This is a genomic window from Streptomyces sp. G45 (assembly GCF_049542095.1).
GTDB lineage: Bacteria > Actinomycetota > Actinomycetes > Streptomycetales > Streptomycetaceae > Streptomyces.
Window position 1 is genome coordinate 7,032,314 of the sequence record NZ_JBMUZU010000001.1, and the last position, 15,753, is coordinate 7,048,066.

At 74.6% G+C, this 15,753-nt stretch carries 17 protein-coding genes and 1 pseudogene; 14 read left to right on the forward strand and 4 right to left on the reverse strand.

The features are described from left to right. Positions 1–4: 4 nt before the first annotated feature. The 4 genes from sufU (at position 5) to ACOBQU_RS29780 (ending at position 1,835) form a co-directional block, all read left to right on the forward strand. Entirely contained in the window at positions 5–469 is a 465-nt protein-coding gene (gene sufU, locus ACOBQU_RS29765; RefSeq protein ID WP_423631229.1) for a Fe-S cluster assembly sulfur transfer protein SufU, read from the forward strand. Beyond that, complete coding sequence (locus ACOBQU_RS29770; protein ID WP_355790821.1) at positions 466–804, forward strand: metal-sulfur cluster assembly factor; 339 nt, start codon at positions 466–468, stop codon at positions 802–804. The genes sufU and ACOBQU_RS29770 overlap by 4 nt, the downstream gene beginning before the upstream one ends. 135 nt (positions 805–939) lie before the next feature. Beyond that, positions 940–1,278, forward strand: a complete 339-nt coding sequence (locus ACOBQU_RS29775; RefSeq protein ID WP_423631230.1) for a DMT family transporter — start codon at positions 940–942, stop codon at positions 1,276–1,278. After that, positions 1,278–1,835, forward strand: a complete 558-nt coding sequence (locus ACOBQU_RS29780; RefSeq protein WP_423631232.1) for a TetR/AcrR family transcriptional regulator — start codon at positions 1,278–1,280, stop codon at positions 1,833–1,835. The genes ACOBQU_RS29775 and ACOBQU_RS29780 overlap by 1 nt, the downstream gene beginning before the upstream one ends. Here the strand turns inward: ACOBQU_RS29780 and ACOBQU_RS29785 are convergent. After that, a pseudogene (locus ACOBQU_RS29785) lies at positions 1,807–2,319 on the reverse strand (peroxiredoxin); the annotation flags it as partial. The gene ACOBQU_RS29780 and the pseudogene ACOBQU_RS29785 overlap by 29 nt on opposite strands. A gap of 239 nt (positions 2,320–2,558) precedes the next feature. On the opposite strand from ACOBQU_RS29785, the gene dapD reads away from it, so the two are divergent. The 4 genes from dapD to ACOBQU_RS29805 all read left to right on the forward strand — a co-directional run bounded on the left by dapD (position 2,559) and on the right by ACOBQU_RS29805 (position 6,250). Next, positions 2,559–3,548: a 2,3,4,5-tetrahydropyridine-2,6-dicarboxylate N-succinyltransferase gene (gene dapD, locus ACOBQU_RS29790; RefSeq protein ID WP_423631234.1), complete on the forward strand. Its 990-nt coding sequence runs from the start codon at positions 2,559–2,561 to the stop codon at positions 3,546–3,548. 88 nt (positions 3,549–3,636) lie between these two features. Continuing rightward, positions 3,637–4,236, forward strand: a complete 600-nt coding sequence (locus ACOBQU_RS29795; RefSeq protein WP_423631236.1) for a hypothetical protein — start codon at positions 3,637–3,639, stop codon at positions 4,234–4,236. 119 nt (positions 4,237–4,355) lie between these two features. Beyond that, positions 4,356–4,943 (forward strand): SigE family RNA polymerase sigma factor, encoded by a 588-nt coding sequence (locus tag ACOBQU_RS29800; protein ID WP_423631238.1) that lies wholly within the window; start codon positions 4,356–4,358, stop codon positions 4,941–4,943. Beyond that, positions 4,940–6,250 carry a WD40 repeat domain-containing protein gene (locus tag ACOBQU_RS29805; RefSeq protein ID WP_423631240.1) on the forward strand — a complete coding sequence of 437 codons (1,311 nt, stop codon included), beginning with the start codon at positions 4,940–4,942 and terminating at the stop codon, positions 6,248–6,250. Before ACOBQU_RS29800 ends, ACOBQU_RS29805 begins: the two co-directional genes overlap by 4 nt. Here the strand turns inward: ACOBQU_RS29805 and ACOBQU_RS29810 are convergent. Further along, positions 6,237–6,413 carry a hypothetical protein gene (locus ACOBQU_RS29810; protein ID WP_423631242.1) on the reverse strand — a complete coding sequence of 59 codons (177 nt, stop codon included), beginning with the start codon at positions 6,411–6,413 and terminating at the stop codon, positions 6,237–6,239. The genes ACOBQU_RS29805 and ACOBQU_RS29810 overlap by 14 nt on opposite strands. 93 nt (positions 6,414–6,506) lie before the next feature. Between ACOBQU_RS29810 and ACOBQU_RS29815 the strand changes: the two genes are divergently transcribed. From ACOBQU_RS29815 to ACOBQU_RS29830, 4 genes are all read left to right on the forward strand, one after another. Then, positions 6,507–6,710, forward strand: a complete 204-nt coding sequence (locus ACOBQU_RS29815) for a hypothetical protein (protein WP_423631244.1) — start codon at positions 6,507–6,509, stop codon at positions 6,708–6,710. Then, a complete protein-coding gene (locus ACOBQU_RS29820; RefSeq protein WP_423631246.1) occupies positions 6,707–7,378 on the forward strand; it encodes a hypothetical protein in 672 nt (223 codons plus the stop codon). Before ACOBQU_RS29815 ends, ACOBQU_RS29820 begins: the two co-directional genes overlap by 4 nt. Before the next feature lie 157 nt (positions 7,379–7,535). Next, positions 7,536–8,324, forward strand: a complete 789-nt coding sequence (locus tag ACOBQU_RS29825; RefSeq protein ID WP_423631248.1) for an SGNH/GDSL hydrolase family protein — start codon at positions 7,536–7,538, stop codon at positions 8,322–8,324. Between the two features lie 208 nt (positions 8,325–8,532). Continuing rightward, on the forward strand, positions 8,533–9,243 hold the full coding sequence (locus tag ACOBQU_RS29830) for an antibiotic biosynthesis monooxygenase (RefSeq protein ID WP_423631250.1): 711 nt from the start codon (positions 8,533–8,535) through the stop codon (positions 9,241–9,243). Between the two features lie 8 nt (positions 9,244–9,251). On the opposite strand, the gene ACOBQU_RS29835 is transcribed toward ACOBQU_RS29830, so the two are convergent. Then, complete coding sequence (locus ACOBQU_RS29835) at positions 9,252–11,105, reverse strand: endonuclease/exonuclease/phosphatase family protein (protein WP_423631252.1); 1,854 nt, start codon at positions 11,103–11,105, stop codon at positions 9,252–9,254. Positions 11,106–11,411: 306 nt separating this feature from the next. On the opposite strand from ACOBQU_RS29835, the gene ACOBQU_RS29840 reads away from it, so the two are divergent. Then, positions 11,412–12,908 (forward strand): hypothetical protein, encoded by a 1,497-nt coding sequence (locus ACOBQU_RS29840; RefSeq protein ID WP_423631254.1) that lies wholly within the window; start codon positions 11,412–11,414, stop codon positions 12,906–12,908. 261 nt (positions 12,909–13,169) lie between these two features. Next, positions 13,170–14,627 (forward strand): alkaline phosphatase PhoX, encoded by a 1,458-nt coding sequence (locus ACOBQU_RS29845; protein WP_423631256.1) that lies wholly within the window; start codon positions 13,170–13,172, stop codon positions 14,625–14,627. A 6-nt stretch (positions 14,628–14,633) separates the two neighbouring features. Here ACOBQU_RS29845 and ACOBQU_RS29850 read toward each other — a convergent pair whose 3' ends face one another. Beyond that, the gene (locus ACOBQU_RS29850) at positions 14,634–15,740 is read right to left on the reverse strand and encodes a PQQ-binding-like beta-propeller repeat protein (RefSeq protein WP_423631257.1); all 1,107 of its coding nucleotides are present in this window, start codon (positions 15,738–15,740) and stop codon (positions 14,634–14,636) included. Between the last annotated feature and the right edge of the window lie 13 nt (positions 15,741–15,753).

The window sequence follows — 15,753 nt, forward strand, 5'->3', positions numbered from 1 at the left end:
AATCGTGAAGCTGGATTCGATGTACCAGGACGTGATCCTGGACCACTACAAGCATCCGCACGGCCGCGGACTGCGCCCCGGCGACGCCGAGGTGCACCACGTCAACCCGACGTGCGGCGACGAGATCACGCTACGGGTGAAGTACGACGGTACGCGGATCGAGGACGTGAGTTACGAGGGCCAGGGCTGCTCCATCAGCCAGGCCAGCGCCTCCGTCCTGAACGAGCTGCTCGTCGGCAAGGACCTGGCCGAGGCGCAGAAGATCCAGGCGGTGTTCCTGGAGCTGATGCAGTCCAAGGGCAGGCTGGAGCCGGACGACGCGATGGAGGAGGTCCTGGAGGACGCGGTCGCGTTCGCCGGGGTCTCCAAGTACCCGGCGCGCGTGAAGTGTGCTCTGCTGAGCTGGATGGCGTGGAAGGACGCGACCGCCCAGGCCCTGGGCGAGAGCGTGGAGAGGAAGACGGCATGAGCGAGAACGAGACCCTGACCACGAAGCCCGCTTCGGAGGAAGAGGTCCGCGAAGCGCTGTACGACGTCGTCGACCCCGAGCTGGGCATCGACGTCGTCAACCTGGGCCTGATCTACGGCATCCACATCGACGACGCCAACATCGCCACCATCGACATGACGCTCACCTCGGCGGCCTGCCCGCTGACCGACGTCATCGAGGACCAGGCGAAGTCCGCCACGGACGGCATCGTCAACGAGCTGCGCATCAACTGGGTCTGGATGCCGCCGTGGGGCCCCGACAAGATCACCGACGACGGCCGCGAGCAGCTGCGGGCGCTCGGGTTCAACGTCTGACGTTCAACGTCTGAGCCGAGCACGCTTCTTCGGGCTTCACGAGGCCCCCGCGCCACTGGCGCGGGGGCCTCGTCGTGTGCGGGGCCCGGGCGGCGCGATCCGGCGGCCGCCAGATGTGTACAGCCGTACGCAACGATGTGTACTCTCGTACGCATGGGATACGGACTGCTGGCCGCGGCGATCGCGGCGGAGGTGGCCGGGACGACGGCCATGAAGTACAGCGACGGGTTCAGCAAGCTGTGGCCCTCGCTGGTGACGGTGGTGGGGTATGTGCTCGCGTTCGCGCTGCTGGCGCAGACGTTGAAGACGCTATCGGTGGGGACGGCGTACGCGATCTGGGCGGGGATCGGGACCGCCGCCGTGGCCGCCATCGGCATGGTGTTCCTGGGGGAGTCCACGAGCCTGGTGAAGCTCGGCGGGATCGCACTGGTGATCGCGGGCGTCGTCGTGCTGAACCTGGGTGGGGCCCACTAGTGGTGCGGCGCTACGACCCCGAGCGGCGGCAGCGGATCATCGACGCGGCGATCCGCGTGGTGGGGCGCGACGGCATCGCGGGGCTGAGCCACCGGTCCGTGGCCGCCGAGGCCGATGTGCCGCTGGGGTCCATGACGTACCACTTCAAGACCCTGGACGAGCTGATGGTGGCCGCCCTGCGGCAGTCCAGCGAGGCGTACGCGAAGGCGGTCCGCGCCCGGGGGCTGCTGCGGGAGCCGGGCGCCGACGTCGCCGAGGAGCTGGCGGCGCTGCTCGGGGAGTGGCTCGCGGCGCGGCGGCCGGGCGTGGAGCTGGAGTACGAGCTGTATCTGGCGGCCCTGCGCAGGCCCGCGCTGCGGCCCGTGGCGGCCGAGTGGTGCGGGGGCCTGATCGACCTGCTGCGGGAGCACGTCGACGCCGCCACGGCGCGCGGGCTCAGTGCCCTGATGGACGGCATCTGCCTCCAGGTGCTGCTCGCCGGGGACGCCTACGACGCGGACTACGCCCGGGAGATGTTCACGCGGATCGTCAACGACCCGCTGTCGCAAGGCGGTTGACGGCCGCCAGCGCGTCGTCGACGCTCGCCGTCACGTCCGTGACCGGGTGGTGCACGTCCCGTACGGTCCGGTCGGCGTCCACGACCAGGGTCAGCCGCGTGAGGCGGCTGACCCCCGCCGCGCGGAACGTCGGCAGGCCGAGGGCCGCCGACAGGGCCAGGTCCGCGTCCGACAGCAGGGGGAAGCGCAGCCCCTCCTTGGCGGCGAACGCCCGCTGTTCGTCCGGGGTCTGCGTCGAGACGCCGCGCACGGCCGCGCCCGCCGCCGTGAACTCGGCGAGCCGGTCGCGGTAGGCGCAGGACTGCCGGGTGCAGCCCCGCGCGCCCGGGATCGCCGACCAGTCGGGCGGATAGGCGTCCGCGCGGGCGTACGCGCCCGGGAAGCAGTACAGGACCGTGAACGCCGTGTTGGCCACGGGGTCGGTCAACTCGCCGGTGGTGGAGGGGAGGTGGAGGTTCGGCAGGCGCGTGCCGAGGAGCGGGTGTGCCTGCCGTGCGTCCTGCGGGGTCCTCATCGGTGGGGTCTGTCCCTCTCTTCTCGTGCCCGGGTGTCTTCCTGGCTCTTCGTGGTGTCTCCCCGGTGATCCGGTGGCTCCGCATGATGCCCTAGTGCGTTCCGAAAGGGAACCCACTCCTTCGCGCGGGGCGGCGTGATGTGGCCCTCCCGCGGGCCTGACCGGCGTCGGTTAGCATCCGCGGGCCCGGCCCGGTTAGGTTTTCACCCATGACCGAAACGACTGCTTCCCCCACCACCGGCGCCGTTGCCGCCGGTCTCGCCACCGTCGCCGCCGACGGCACCGTGCTCGACACCTGGTTCCCCGCGCCCGGGCTCGTCGCCGAGCCCGGCCCCGCCGGGAGCGAGCGGCTGAGCGCGGAGCGTGCCGTGGAGCTGCTCGGCGCGGGCGCCGCGAAGGCCATCGGGCCGGACGCCCGCCGCGGTGTGGAGGTCGTCGCCGTCCGCACGGTCATCGCCTCGCTCGACGCCAAGCCGCTGGACGCGCACGACGTCTATCTGCGCCTGCACCTGCTCAGCCACCGCCTGATCAAGCCGCACGGTGCGAACCTCGACGGCATGTTCGGCTTCCTCGCCAACGTCGCCTGGACCTCCCTCGGCCCGGTCGCCGTCGACGACCTGGAGACCGTGCGTCTGAACGCCCGCGCCGAGGGCCTGCACCTTCAGGTGACCTCCGTCGACAAGTTCCCGCGCATGACCGACTACGTCGCCCCCAAGGGCGTCCGCATCGGCGACGCCGACCGCGTCCGGCTCGGCGCGCACCTCGCCGAGGGCACCACGGTCATGCACGAGGGCTTCGTGAACTTCAACGCCGGAACGCTCGGCACCTCGATGGTCGAGGGCCGGATCTCCGCCGGGGTCGTCGTCGGCGACGGGTCCGACATCGGGGGCGGCGCGTCCACCATGGGCACCCTGTCCGGCGGCGGCAACGTCCGCATCGTCATCGGCGAGCGCTGCCTCATCGGCGCCGAGGCCGGGGTCGGCATCGCGCTCGGTGACGAGTGCGTCGTCGAGGCGGGTCTCTACGTCACCGCCGGTACGCGCGTGACGATGCCCGACGGGCAGATCGTGAAGGCCCGTGAGCTGTCCGGGGCGTCGAACATCCTCTTCCGGCGCAACTCCGTCACCGGCGCGGTGGAGGCACGGCCCAACAACGCGGTGTGGGGCGGCCTCAACGACGTGCTGCACAGCCACAACTGAGCGCCCCTCCGGGGCGATCCGGCTCGGGCACTTATCCAGGCTCGGGCACTTATCCGGACTCGGGCACTTTCCAGGGAGGGGAACAACCATGCGCGAGGCGGCGGCGCGGGCGGTCGTGGCGGGCGGTGTCGCCCTCGTGCTCGTCGCGGGGGCGGGGACCGGGGTCGCCGGGGCCCGAGGGGCGGAGACCGGGGGTGCCGGGGCCCGAGGGGCGGGCGGTGGGCACCACCACTACCGGCTCCAGCACTCCGACATCCCCTGGAGCGGGTCGCCGTCGCCCTTCGAGTCGCGGCTGAAGCTCCCCGACGGGCGGCGCGTGGCCCTGCACTACCTGAAGCGGAAGGGGCTGTACGTCCAGGACTACAGCCCCAGGGAGCGCGGCTGGTCCAAGCCGAAGGCCGTGTACCGCACCCGGGCCGACGTCTGCCAGGGCATCACGCTCACGGCCCGCGCGGGCACCGTCGCGGCCATCGCCGACTGGGGGACGTACTGCTACGACGGCGAGCCCCCGCAGACCTCGCTCGCCGCCGTCGCCACCGGCGGCCTCACCACGTGGGAGCGGCACATCACCCGGCACTTCGACGGCTGGACCAGGGCCGACATCGCGCGCGACGGCAAGCGCGTCACGTTCAAGCACCACGCCGACCGCCTGCGCTGGACCAAGGGCGGAGGCTTCACCAAGGGCTGACCCCACCCCCGTACACCACCTCACGGACCCGCGTCGCCGCACAGGCATAGCGACGCGGGTCCGCGCGCGTCACCCAGGGCAGAGGGGGCAGCAGGGCCGCCGGAGAAGAGAAGGTGACGATGGATGCCGAGAGCCAGGAACGCTTCCGGGAGTTCGTGGAGAGCAGATCCTCCGCCCTGCTGAGGACCGCCGTGCTGCTGTGCGGCGGCGACCGGCACGCCGCCGAGGACCAGCTGCAGAACGCGCTGGTGAAGGTCGCGGGCCGGTGGTCCAGGGTGGAGGAACCGGAGGCGTACGTCCGGCAGGTGCTCTACCGCCAGCAGGTCAGCCGGTGGCGGCTGAAGTGGCCGCGCCGCGAGGTGGCCGTCGCCGAGCCGCCGGAACGCGCCGGTGACGGCGACCAGAGCGCCGCCGAGCTGCGCGTGGTGATGCGCGGGGCGCTCGCCCGGCTCACCCCGCGGCAGCGCTCCGTGCTGGTGCTGCGCTACTTCGAGGACCTTCCGGAGGCCGACGTGGCCCGTGTCCTCGGCTGCACCGTCGGCACGGTCCGCAGCACCACGCACCGCTCGCTCGCCCGGCTCCGCCAGCTCGCGCCGGAACTCGCCGCGCTCGGCGGCCCGGACGACGCCGACGAGACCGCCGACGCGGCGCCGCCCCGTGACATCTCGCCCGTGCAGCCTGTGGAGCCTGTGGAGGTACGTCCGTGAACGTCGAACAGTTGGTGCGCGAGGCGCTCAAGGAAGAGGCCGCCGCAGGCGGCGGAGCACGGACCGGCCTCGCCGACCGGGTGCTCGCCGCACGGCGCCGCCGCACGCGGGGCGCCCTCGCGGGCGCCGCCGCGGTGACGGCGGCCGCGATCGCCGCCGCGGCCCTCGGCCTGCCCGGCGACGGCACCGAGGAGGCGGGCCCGGCCAGCGCGTCGCTGACCGCCGACGTCGTCGCCCACCCCGACCAGTCGCCGCCCCGCGACCTGATCGCCGCCGGGAACACGGCGGTGTCCGGGTACTACACGACCCGCACCGAGAAGCGGTCGAACGGCGACGAGGTGATCGAGCGCCGCTACACGCTCCTCGACCAGAAGACCGGGACGTACGAGAAGGCCGACGCGAAGTGGGCCTGGGTGGACGTCGCCCCCGGCATGCGCACCGCCGCCGTCCTGGAGGGCGAACTGCCCGCCCGGCGCATCGGGATGCTCGACCTGATGACCGGCGAGGTACGGCGGTGGATCACACCGGGCAGCGCCGTCGCGGGCGTCGAGTGGTCGCCCGACGGCAAGCGGCTCGTCGCGACCGCGTACAGCAAGAACCCCGACCGCCGCCTGGCGCCGCCCAAGAAGTGGCCCGGGGACGACACGCGCCCGCACGGCAGCCGCACCGGCTTCTACGTGATCGACGCGGGCACCGGCGAGGTCGGCCCGTTCCGCGAACTGCGGCAGCCCAAGGCGCCGATGGGGCGGTCCTACGACGGCAACCCGCGCGAGGACCTCGACTGGTCCCGGGACGGCACCAAGCTCTACACGCAGGAGGTCGAGTACGAGCCCGCCGACGTCGGGAAGGTGAAGATCACCGAAGGCAAGGAGGTTCCGGCCGACGAGGTCCCGCCCACCCGCGACGCCTCGGCCCGCGTCGGCGAGAGCCGCCACTGGTACACCCTCGACGGCAAGCGGACCGAGGCGCCCGCGGGCGAGCGGTACGCGGGCTGGCCCCGGGCCGGGCTCTCGCCCGACGGCAAGCTGCTCGCCGCCGACGGCGACGACAAGGGCTCCCCGCTCCTCGACCCGGGAACCGGCAAGCAGGTCGGCACCGTCCCCGGCATGCAGCAGCTCGCCTGGGCCGACAACCGGCGCCTCATCGCCTGGGGCTGCGAGCCCGGCAGGTGCCACGGCGGTGACGAGTTCCGCACGCGCCTCGTCCTGGTCACCGTCGGCAGCGGGAAGGTCGTGCCGCTCGGCGGCTTCCGCAAACCGTCGGCCGACTACCCCGGTCGCTGGACGCCGCTGCTCACCGCGCGGTGAGCGGATCCGCGCCGCCGCCCGTGAGCGCCTCGTAGACCGTGCGCGGCCCGTCGACCACCTCGTGGCCGACGGGCCGCCCGCGCCGTCCCGCCCGCCCGCGCCGTCCCGCCCGCCCGCGCCGTCCGGTCCGCGCCGTCTGGCCCGCCACGAGATGGGGAGGCACCGGTGCCAACTCGCCCCGGAATGCGTCACCATGGCGGAAGCCAGGGAACACGTCCGTCACGCGCCACGTGTAGTCACGTGTACAGGAGGCACCATGAGGCTGGGCAAGGCACTCGCCACCGGAATCGCCACGGAAGAGCCCCACGAGACCCCCGCGGCCACCGGGACCGGCGCCGCCGACGCCACCGGCACCGCGTCCGCCCCCGCCCCGGAAACCGCCGGGCCGACCCCGGCCCCGCCCCTGACCCCGGCCCCAGCCACCGCCGCCGCCCCGGCCGAGGTGCCCGCGGCCCGATGAGGTTCCGGCTGCCCGCGGAGCGCCCCGCGACGCCGCCGACCGGATACAAGGTCGCCCACCCGGTGCTGTCCCAGGACGGCACCCGCGCCGGGTTCACCGGCGTCTCGCTCGGCGGCGCGCTGCCGTACGGGGTGCTCGACGAGGCCCGCTGCGCCTACGGCCGACGGCACCGGGCCCCGCACCGGCGCTGCGACTGCGGCTTCCACTGCGTGCACGCGCGCGCCGAGGCCGAGGGACTGCTGTGCACCGCCGAGCACCGCGCGGCCGCGCTCCTCGAAGTGGCCGTGCTCGGCGCCTACATCCGCTTCGAGCGCGGCTTCCGGTACGCGCGCCAGCGCGTGCGCGTGCTCACCGTGGGGCCCTGCGGCTGCGGCGCCGCCGCCACCCGGCTCGCGGACGCGGGCTGGGGCAGGCCCGGCTGGCGGGCCCTCGACGCGGTGTGCGGCGGCTGCGGGCGGGGCGGCGGCCGGGTCTCGGTGACCCTCGGCCGCTTCGCCGAGGTGGCGGGCGAGGGGCTGCGGGTGACCGCGGCCCCCGCGGTGCCCGGCGCGCCCGCGCCCGTACCCACCGGGCTCGGCCTGCCGGAGCTGGCCGCGGAGGCGGCGCTGCTCCAGGCCCGGCTCGACTGGTTCCAGAGCGAGTTGGGGCGGCTGCGGGGGCCGGGCTGAGCACCGGGCGGCGCGCCCGCCACGGCCCGCGGGGCGAGCCCGCACCCGCCGTGGCCGCGGCGCGGGCGCGCCGGGGGAGGCGGTGCGGCCGTGAAGTCCGGCACGCGCCACCGGCGGCCGCGTTGACGGGGCCCGGCGCGCGCAGGACCCTCAGGCCATGAGCTCGCATCCGTACGCGCGGTACGTCGCGCTCGGAGACGGCTTGACCGAGGGGATCGGCGACGGCGACGCGCGACGCGGCTACCGCGGCTGGGCCGACCGCCTCGCGGAGATCCTCGCCGTCGGGCGCCCGGACTTCGCGTACGCCAACCTCGCCGTGCGCGGCCGCTCCGCGGCACGGGTCAGGGACGGGCAGCTCGGCCCCGCGCTCGACCTGAAGCCCGACCTCGCGACCGTCGTGGCGGGCCTGGTCGACCTGATGGGACCCGGCTACGAGGCGGCCCGCACCGCGCGCGCCATGGAGGAGATGTTCGCCGAACTCACCGCGGCGGGCGCCCGCGTGGTCACCGTGACCTTCCCGGACATCGGCAGGATCGCGCCCCTCGCGCGCCGCGCCCAGCCGCGCGCCGTCGACCTGAACGCCCGCGTCCGGGCCGCCGCGGACCGCCACGGCGTCGTCGTCCTCGACCTGTTCCCGCAGCGCGTCATGGCCGACCCGCGCCTGTGGAGCCGCGACCGCACCCACCCGAGCCCCGTGGGCCACGCCCGGATCGCCGCGGGCGTGGCCGACGTGCTCGGCGTCCCCGGGTACGCCGACTGGGCGCGCCCGCTGCCGCCGCTCGCCCCGGTGACAGCGCTCGGCGGGGCGGCGCAGGAGGTGCGGTGGCTGGCCGGGGCGGTGGCGCCCTGGGCGCGGCGCCGGATGCGGCTGCCGGAGCCTGGCGGCTCAGGGCGGCGCCCGAAGCGCCCGGCGCTGGACGCGGTGCGGCTGCCGGAAGGGGCCTGAGGGCGGGGCTTCCGGGAGTGCGGGCCCCCACAAGTACAGGCCTTCCGGGAGTGCGGGCCCCCACAAGTACAGGCCTTCCAGGCGTGCGGGCCTTCCAGAAGTACGGGCTTCTCAGAGCACGGGCTTGACTTCAACCTTGGTTCACGTTGGAGCGTGAGCCGTGCCGCCGACCCGGCGGCCCTCGCCCGTTCACGACCCGGGAGCACCCATGACCCAGCGCGCCCTCACGCCCCCCGACCCGACCCGCACCGACGTGGGCCTCGCCTTCTTCAGCACCTGGCACGTCGGCACCCCCGAGCGCCAGCGCGCCACCGTCGAGGCGATCTCCCGCGCCTGGGAGTCCCGTGACTGGCCGCACGCGGGGCTGCTGTCGTACTCCGTGTACGAGGGCGAGGACGGGGCGACCCTGATGCACCACTCGCAGTGGCGCGACGAGCAGGCCTACGAGGACTTCTTCGCCCACGGCCGGGACCAGCGCAACGCCGACATCGACGCGGCCGTGCCGGGCATCGAACGCCTCGGCCTGCACAAGACCCGCCGCTACCGCAGCGTGACGCCGGGCAGCGGCACCGCCGGGGCCTTCGTGCTGGTCGAGGTCGACTTCGACGGGCCCGACGCCGACCGCCAGCGCGCCTGGGTCGACACCGTCCTCGCGGCCCTCGCCTCCGACCCCGCGCCCGCCCCCGGCCTGCTCGGCGCGCACTTCCACCTCAGCACCGACGGCAGGCGGGTGCTCAACTACGCGGAGTGGCGAAGCGCCCGGGACCACGACGAGGCGCTGGCCGCCCCGGGCGCGGGCGTGGGCTCGCCGACACCGCAGTGGCGCGGGGTGCGGGAGTTCCCTGGCGTGGCCCGGGACGACCGGGTGAAGCGCTACCGGTTCGCGTACGGCGTCACGCCCGCGGGCCCGCGGGCGTGACGCCCGGCTCACGGCTTGAAGCGGACCACCTGCGGGTCGTGGTCGCTGTTCTGCTCGGCGAACTCCGCGTTCAGGTGCACGCTGTCGTAGGTGAAGCGGCCGACGCCGGGGCTGACCAGGATCTGGTCGAGCACCTGGGAATTGCCCTGGAAGACGTACGAGTAGCGCTCGTCGCGCGGCAGCGTCCTCACGCCCGCGCGCAGGGCGCCGCCCGCCTCAAGGGCCTTGGTGGTCGGCGAGAACTCGAAGTCGTTGATGTCACCGGCGACCACGACGTCCGCGTCCTTCTCCGCGGCGCGCAGCTTGCGCACGAACGCGTTGACGGCCTGCGCCTGCTTGAGCCGCTGGACCTCCGAGGGGCGCGACGGCGGCTGGTGGTGGGAGGTCAGGGACTCGTCGCCGCCCTTGGAGGCGAAGTGGTTGGCGATCACGAAGACGGTCCGGCCGCGGAAGGTGAACTCGCCCGCGAGCGGCTTGCGGCTGTTGGTCCACGCCTCGTTCGCCGGGTCGATCCGGCCGGGGGAGAGGGTGAGCGCGGCCCGCTTGCCGTGGCGCACCACGTCGGTGGGGGTCGTCGCGTCCCCGCCCGCGCGGTCGGTGAACGACACCCGCTCGGGGTTGTAGAGGAATACCTGGCGGATGTTGCCGCCGGGCTCGCCGCCGTCCTTGTTGTTCTCCGGGTCGACGGAGCGCCACGCGTAGCGGGGGCCGCCCGCCGCCACGACGGCGTCGGTGAACTTCTTCAGGGTCTGGCCCGCGCCCACCGTGCCGTCGTTCTTCGCGCCGTTGTCGTCCTGGATCTCCTCCAGGGCGACGATGTCCGGCGAGGCGAGGTTGGTGACGACGCCCGTGGCGAGCGCGTCGAACTTCGCCTGCGGGTCGCCCGGGTCGAGGTTCTCGACGTTGTACGTGGCCACGGCCAGCTCGCGCTCGCGCTGCGGGCGGGTCCGCTCCCGCTCCAGGCCCTTGCCGACGACCGTGCCGAGCGTGCGCGCGGTCAGCGTGTAGCCGCCGTACTGGTTGAAGTCCAGCGGGCCCTCGGTGGTGCCGGACAGCACGTCCCCGACGTCCGCCTTCGGGAAGGGCTGCTCCGAGACCGGCGCGAGCTGCTGGATCTGGAGGCGCCCGGTGTTCTGGGAGGCGTACGAGCCGTAGAGCGCGCCCCCGCGTTCGCTGCGGTGCTCCCGCGGCTTCACGGTGATCCACAGCTCGTGGTGCGGGTCGGTGGCGCCGACGACGCGCGAGGTGCCGACACGGACGTTCATGCCCTCCAGGGACTCGTACAGGTCCAGGGCGTACGAGCGGGGCCGCAGCGGCAGGGCGTTGACGCTGTTCCCGGCGGCCGGGTCACCGGCGGGCGCGTACGCGGACGGCACCGACTTGGCGTCGAGGGTGACGGGGGCGGGCAGCGGGTTGCCGGACGACTCGACGGTGACCGTCGGCTTGGTGAGCTGCGTCAGGGACTGGTTGCCGGAGTTCGCGCCGCCGGGGACGTACTCGGTGACGGTGCCCGAGACCCGTACCGCGTCGCCCGGCTTCACCGTGGGCGTCGAGCCGGTGTAGACGAAGACGCCCTCGCTGGTCGCGCGGTCGTCGTCGGCCCGCGGGTCCTGGATCCAGAAGCCCTTCGAGCCGTAGGCGCGGACGCCGGTCACGATCCCGGGCACGTCCGTGACCTGCTGTCCGGCCAGCGGGGACAGGCGCGTGGTGCCCTGGATGTCGTGGACGCGCACCTGGTCGGCCGAGGCGGGGGCGGCGGTGGCGGCGAGCAGCCCGGCCGCGAGGGCCGTGGCGACGGCGGCGCTGACGGCGGCGGACCTGGGGACGCGGGGCAGGCGGTTCTTGCCGGATATGGCGGGCATCGAGAGGCTCCGGATGATGAGAGGAGAGAGCGGAAAGAAGGGAAAGCGGTGGGGCGCGCGGCTCGGGGAACGCGGCTCTACGCGCGTCAATCTCTTGCCTGACCAGGGGAGTTGTCAAGGTTGGACGGGTGTGGTCCGGCTGTACGTTTTCTGACAGGGACATGAACTAGGCCAAAGAGGGGCAACCCCCGTGGCGCCCCGGCCGGTGGCCGGGTCCGGTGACGGGTGGGCGGCGAACGGTCACATCCGTCTAGGCTTCACGCAGCAGACCGTGCCCCCGTGTACCCCCGTCAGGAGAACCAGCCGATGTCCCAAAGCCCCGCCACCCTGCCGCCGGTGCTGCTGCACTCAGAAGCGGAGCTCGCGCGGGACGCGCTCGCCACCCCGCTGCTGGGCCGCGCGGTGCGGCTCGCCCGCTGGGCGGGCCCGGAGACCAGGGTCGGCGCGGGCGGTGAGCTCGTCGACGAGCAGCTGCCCGCGGCGGCGGCCGAGCTAGGGCTCGTCGACGGGGCCGACGGCCTGCAGGCCGGGGACGCGGCGGCGTACGCGAGCGAGGCCTGGCGGGTCGCCGTCGACACCGGCCTGGTGGAGGTCGTGGACGCCGCCGATGACGCCGACGACGACGCCGACGCCGATGACGCCGAGGGCACCGTGGTCGCGGGGGAGGAGCTGGAGCTGATCACCTCCGGCGGCCCGCAGGACGTCCTCGCCATCTGGCTGGGCGCCCTGGAGACCGTGTTCGCCGACGCCACCGTGCCGGACCTGGAGGACCTCGTCGACGTCATCCAGGACGGCGGTGAGATCGACTTCGGCGAGCTGGGCTGGGACCCGCAGGCCGAGGCCGACTTCCTCGAGGGCGTCCTCGGCAACCTGTACCTGCTGACGGTCGGCGACGGCGCCACCGACGACGGCGCGGTGCCGCTGCCCGCGCTCGCCGCCTCGATGATCGTGCCCGACGACATGGGCGAGCCCACCGACGACATCCTGGAGCAGGTCTCCGACGCGATGATGCGGCTCGACGACCAGTTCCGGATGCTGGCGCCGGTCGGCCTCGTCGACTACCAGCCCGTGGACGAGGCCCTGATGGCGGACATCGACCAGGGCGACAGCGGGGAGCCGCTGCCGCCCGTCGACGACGAGGACGTCACGCGCTACGGCATGGTCAGGCTGACGCCGCTCGGCCTCTACGGCGTCCGCGCCCGGATGCTGGAGGCCGGTGTCGACGCGCCCGCCGTCGGCGACCTCGCCGACAAGGGCGCCGACACCCTCCTCGACGCCACCTCCGCCTTCCCGCAGACCGCCGCGCGGGCCGAGACCGAGCAGTGGCTCGCCCGGCGCGAGCCGCTCGACGCCGCGCGGGAGCTGCTGGCCGCCGCGCGCGGCAGCGACGAGGGGGCGCCGCTGCGGCGGCTGCGCTGCCAGCAGGCGCTGTCCCTGGTCGGCGGCGCCGCCGAGCCCGCGCTGCGCGAGGTCCTCGACGACGCCGAGCTGGGCGGGCTCGCGAGGGTGTGGCTGGCCGAGCGCGGCGCGGCGGACGTGCCCCCGCCGGGCGAGGGCATGGTCTTCTGGCTCACCATCGACACGATCGCGGCGCAGCTCGCCGCCGAGGGCAACTCCGAGGAGCTGCGGGGGCTCGTGGAGGGGCTCGCCGCCCAGCACAGCGGGTTCTTCGCGGCGGCGTGGCGGGTGGAGCACCCCGCGACGGCGGACGTCCTGGAGGCGATGGGGCGGCTGCACCCGGACAAGAAGGTGGCGAAGGAGGCCCGCAAGGCGGCCTTCAAGGCCAGGTCCCAGAGGGGGTGACCGCCCCCTCGGGGTGCCGGTCTTCGCGCTGCGCGCTCGTCCTCAAGCGCCGGACGGGCTGAGTGGTTTCGTCGCGGTCCGCGGTCGTCCGCGGGTTGCTCGCGCTGGCGCGCTCGCTTTTCCCCACCCGCCCGCCCTTTTCAGGGCGGGCGGTTGAGTGGTGTTCAAGTGGTGTTCAGGCGGGCGCGGGAATCTGTCGGCGGCAGTTGCCTGGTCGTTCGCGCCCCCCACCCGCCGTCATCCGCTCCCTCAGGAGAAACCATGTCGTCGCTCACGCGCAGGGACTTCACCAGACGATCCGCGGCCACCGGCGCGGGCATCGCCATCGCGGGCAGTGCCGGGGCGCTCGCCACCGCGCCGGGCGCGCTCGCGGCCGAGGACCCCGACGTGGCCGGGGAGGCCACCGCCGACGGCCACGGCCACGGCGCGCCCGGCTACGGGCCGCTCGTCCCCGACCCCGAGGGACTGCTCGCGCTGCCCGCCGGGTTCTCGTACCGCGTCCTCACCTACAGCGGCCGTACCCGCCTGGAGACGGGTGAGTTCACGCCCTCGAACCACGACGGCACCGCCGCCTTCCCCGGCCCGCGCGGCGTGACCCTGCTCGTCAACAACCACGAGCTGGGCGGCCGCCGCTCCAGGTGGAAGCACCCCGTCCCGCTCACCGAGGGCCTGGTCTACGACCCGGCCGCGTCCGGCGGCTGCACGGTCGTCGAGGTCCGCCGCGGCGGCGCCGTCGCCGAGTGGGTGGGCGTCGCGGGCACCTCCACCAACTGCGCGGGCGGATCCACCCCCTGGGGCACCTGGCTGACCTGCGAGGAGACCGAGGACAAGGCCGGTCAGAACGGCATGACCAAGGACCACGGCTATGTCTTCGAGGTCGACCCCCACGACCGGCGCGCCAACCTCGCCCCCAAGCCCATCAAGGCCCTCGGCCGCTACGCCCACGAGGCCGTCGTCGTCGACCCCAAGCGCGGCCACCTGTATCTGACCGAGGACGCCGCCGGGCCCAACGGCCTGTTCTACCGCTGGACCCCGCCGCACGGCTTTCGCCACGGCCGCGGCCGCCTGCGTGCCCTCGCCGACGATGCGGGCGTCCTGAAGGCCCCCAAGTGCTACGACTCCGGCGGCCGGTTCGTCGACGACCTCTCGCGCGCCACGAAGATCGGCACCGTGTACGGCGTGGACTGGGTGGAGGTGCCCGACCGCGACGCCCGCGACGTCCCCGTGCGCGAGCAGTTCGACCTCGGCGCCGTCACGCGCGCCCGCAAGCTCGAAGGCATGTGGTGGGGCGACGGCGGCGCGTACATCGTGTCGTCGTACGCCCGTGACGAGAGCCCCGGCGCCCAGCACGACGGGCAGGTGTGGTTCTACCACCCCGGCCGCCGCACCCTCACCCTGAAGGTGCGGCTCGGCGTCAACCAGGACCCGGACCGGGACGGCGCCTTCGACGGCCCCGACAACATCACCGTCTCGCCGTACGGCGGCCTGATCCTCGCCGAGGACGGCGACGGCGTCCAGCACCTGTTCGGCGCGACGGAGCGCGGCCGCACGTACCCGATCGCCCGCAACGAACTCAACGCGGGCACCCCGGAGAAGCCCTCCTACAGCGAGTTCACCGGCGTCACGTTCTCGCCGGACGGCCGGACCCTGTACGCCAACATCCAGAGCCCCGGCATCATGTTCGCGATCACCGGGCCCTGGCGGCGCCAGCGCCACTGAACTCCCTTACACGGACGGCGCGTTGACGGCGCGTACGGACCGCCCGCCGAGCAGCGCGTACCAGCCGGACGCGTCGGCGGCCAGCGCCGTGGCCTCGGCGTCGAGGCGCCACCGCGCGAGCGGCGCCCCGCCGCGCGGCGGCAGCGCCCGGCACTCGCGGCCCGCCGTGACATAGACGACGCCACCGCCGACGGCGGGAGGGCACTGGGCGGTGGCGTCGAAGGCCGCCGCCCACAACCGCCTGCCGCCGTCGGCGAGGTCGACGGCCTCCAGGGTGCCGGGGTCCGCCCAGTGCAGCAGGACGCCATCGGCGGTCACCGGCGCCGCCGCGCCGCCGGGGCCGGACGGCCAGCTCGCGGCGAGCCCGGCCGTCGGGCGGTTCCACCGCACCGCCCCGTCGTCGGGGTCGAAGGCGACGAGCCTGCCGCCGCCGAGCACCAGACCGGTGCCCCGCGCCTGGCCGAGCGCCGTGGTACCGCGGCCCGCCGCGATGCCGAGCGCGCGGCGGGCAAGGCGCTTCCCGTCGCGGGCGGCGACCAGGTGCAGGTCACCCGTGTCGGACAGGAGCGCGAAGCGCGCCGCGCGCCCGCCACGACCGGGCAGCGCCAGTGGCGCGGCCACCGCCTTCGCGTCGGAGCCGAGTCCGTCGTACGTCCACCGCGTGTTCCCGGTGGCCGCGTCCAGGCAGGTGACGTCGTCCACGAGCGTGCCCGGCTCGGGCGCGAGCAGCAGCGCCGAGCCGAGGGCCGCGGGCCGGTGCCAGTGCGGGGCGCTCTTGCGGGTCCTGGGCGCGGAGCCGTCGGGCAGGGTGCGCAGCCGCAGTTCGTAGCGGTCCACCCCGTCGACCCGGTGCAGCGTGGCCAGGCGCCGCCCGGCGACGGCGTACCAGAGCGTGGTCCCCGGCCAGGCGTCCGGCACCGGCCACGGCTCGCCCGTGCGCACGTCCAGCGCCTCCGCCAGCGCGTCCGGCGCGAGCAGCAGGCCGTCCACGACGCCCCACAGCTTCGGCGGGGCGCCCGCGCCGCCGTCCCGCTGCCAGCGGCGGGTGCCGTCGGCGGTGCGTACGGCGTGGACCGTGCCGCCCGTCGAGGCGGCGGAGGCCGGGGCGTGCACCAGGAGGGTGCCG

What these genes read in the sequence shown, in the direction of transcription:
- ACOBQU_RS29770 (WP_355790821.1), top strand. Translation starts at nt 466, where the DNA reads ATGAGCGAGAACGAGACCCTGACCACGAAGCCCGCTTCGGAGGAAGAG.
- ACOBQU_RS29840 (WP_423631254.1), top strand. Translation starts at nt 11,412, where the DNA reads ATGTCCCAAAGCCCCGCCACCCTGCCGCCGGTGCTGCTGCACTCAGAA.
- ACOBQU_RS29830 (WP_423631250.1), top strand. Translation starts at nt 8,533, where the DNA reads ATGACCCAGCGCGCCCTCACGCCCCCCGACCCGACCCGCACCGACGTG.
- ACOBQU_RS29795 (WP_423631236.1), top strand. Translation starts at nt 3,637, where the DNA reads ATGCGCGAGGCGGCGGCGCGGGCGGTCGTGGCGGGCGGTGTCGCCCTC.
- dapD (WP_423631234.1), top strand. Translation starts at nt 2,559, where the DNA reads ATGACCGAAACGACTGCTTCCCCCACCACCGGCGCCGTTGCCGCCGGT.
- ACOBQU_RS29820 (WP_423631246.1), top strand. Translation starts at nt 6,707, where the DNA reads ATGAGGTTCCGGCTGCCCGCGGAGCGCCCCGCGACGCCGCCGACCGGA.
- ACOBQU_RS29800 (WP_423631238.1), top strand. Translation starts at nt 4,356, where the DNA reads ATGGATGCCGAGAGCCAGGAACGCTTCCGGGAGTTCGTGGAGAGCAGA.
- ACOBQU_RS29835 (WP_423631252.1), bottom strand. Translation starts at nt 11,105, where the DNA reads ATGCCCGCCATATCCGGCAAGAACCGCCTGCCCCGCGTCCCCAGGTCC.
- ACOBQU_RS29825 (WP_423631248.1), top strand. Translation starts at nt 7,536, where the DNA reads ATGAGCTCGCATCCGTACGCGCGGTACGTCGCGCTCGGAGACGGCTTG.
- ACOBQU_RS29775 (WP_423631230.1), top strand. Translation starts at nt 940, where the DNA reads ATGTGTACTCTCGTACGCATGGGATACGGACTGCTGGCCGCGGCGATC.
- ACOBQU_RS29815 (WP_423631244.1), top strand. Translation starts at nt 6,507, where the DNA reads ATGAGGCTGGGCAAGGCACTCGCCACCGGAATCGCCACGGAAGAGCCC.
- ACOBQU_RS29845 (WP_423631256.1), top strand. Translation starts at nt 13,170, where the DNA reads ATGTCGTCGCTCACGCGCAGGGACTTCACCAGACGATCCGCGGCCACC.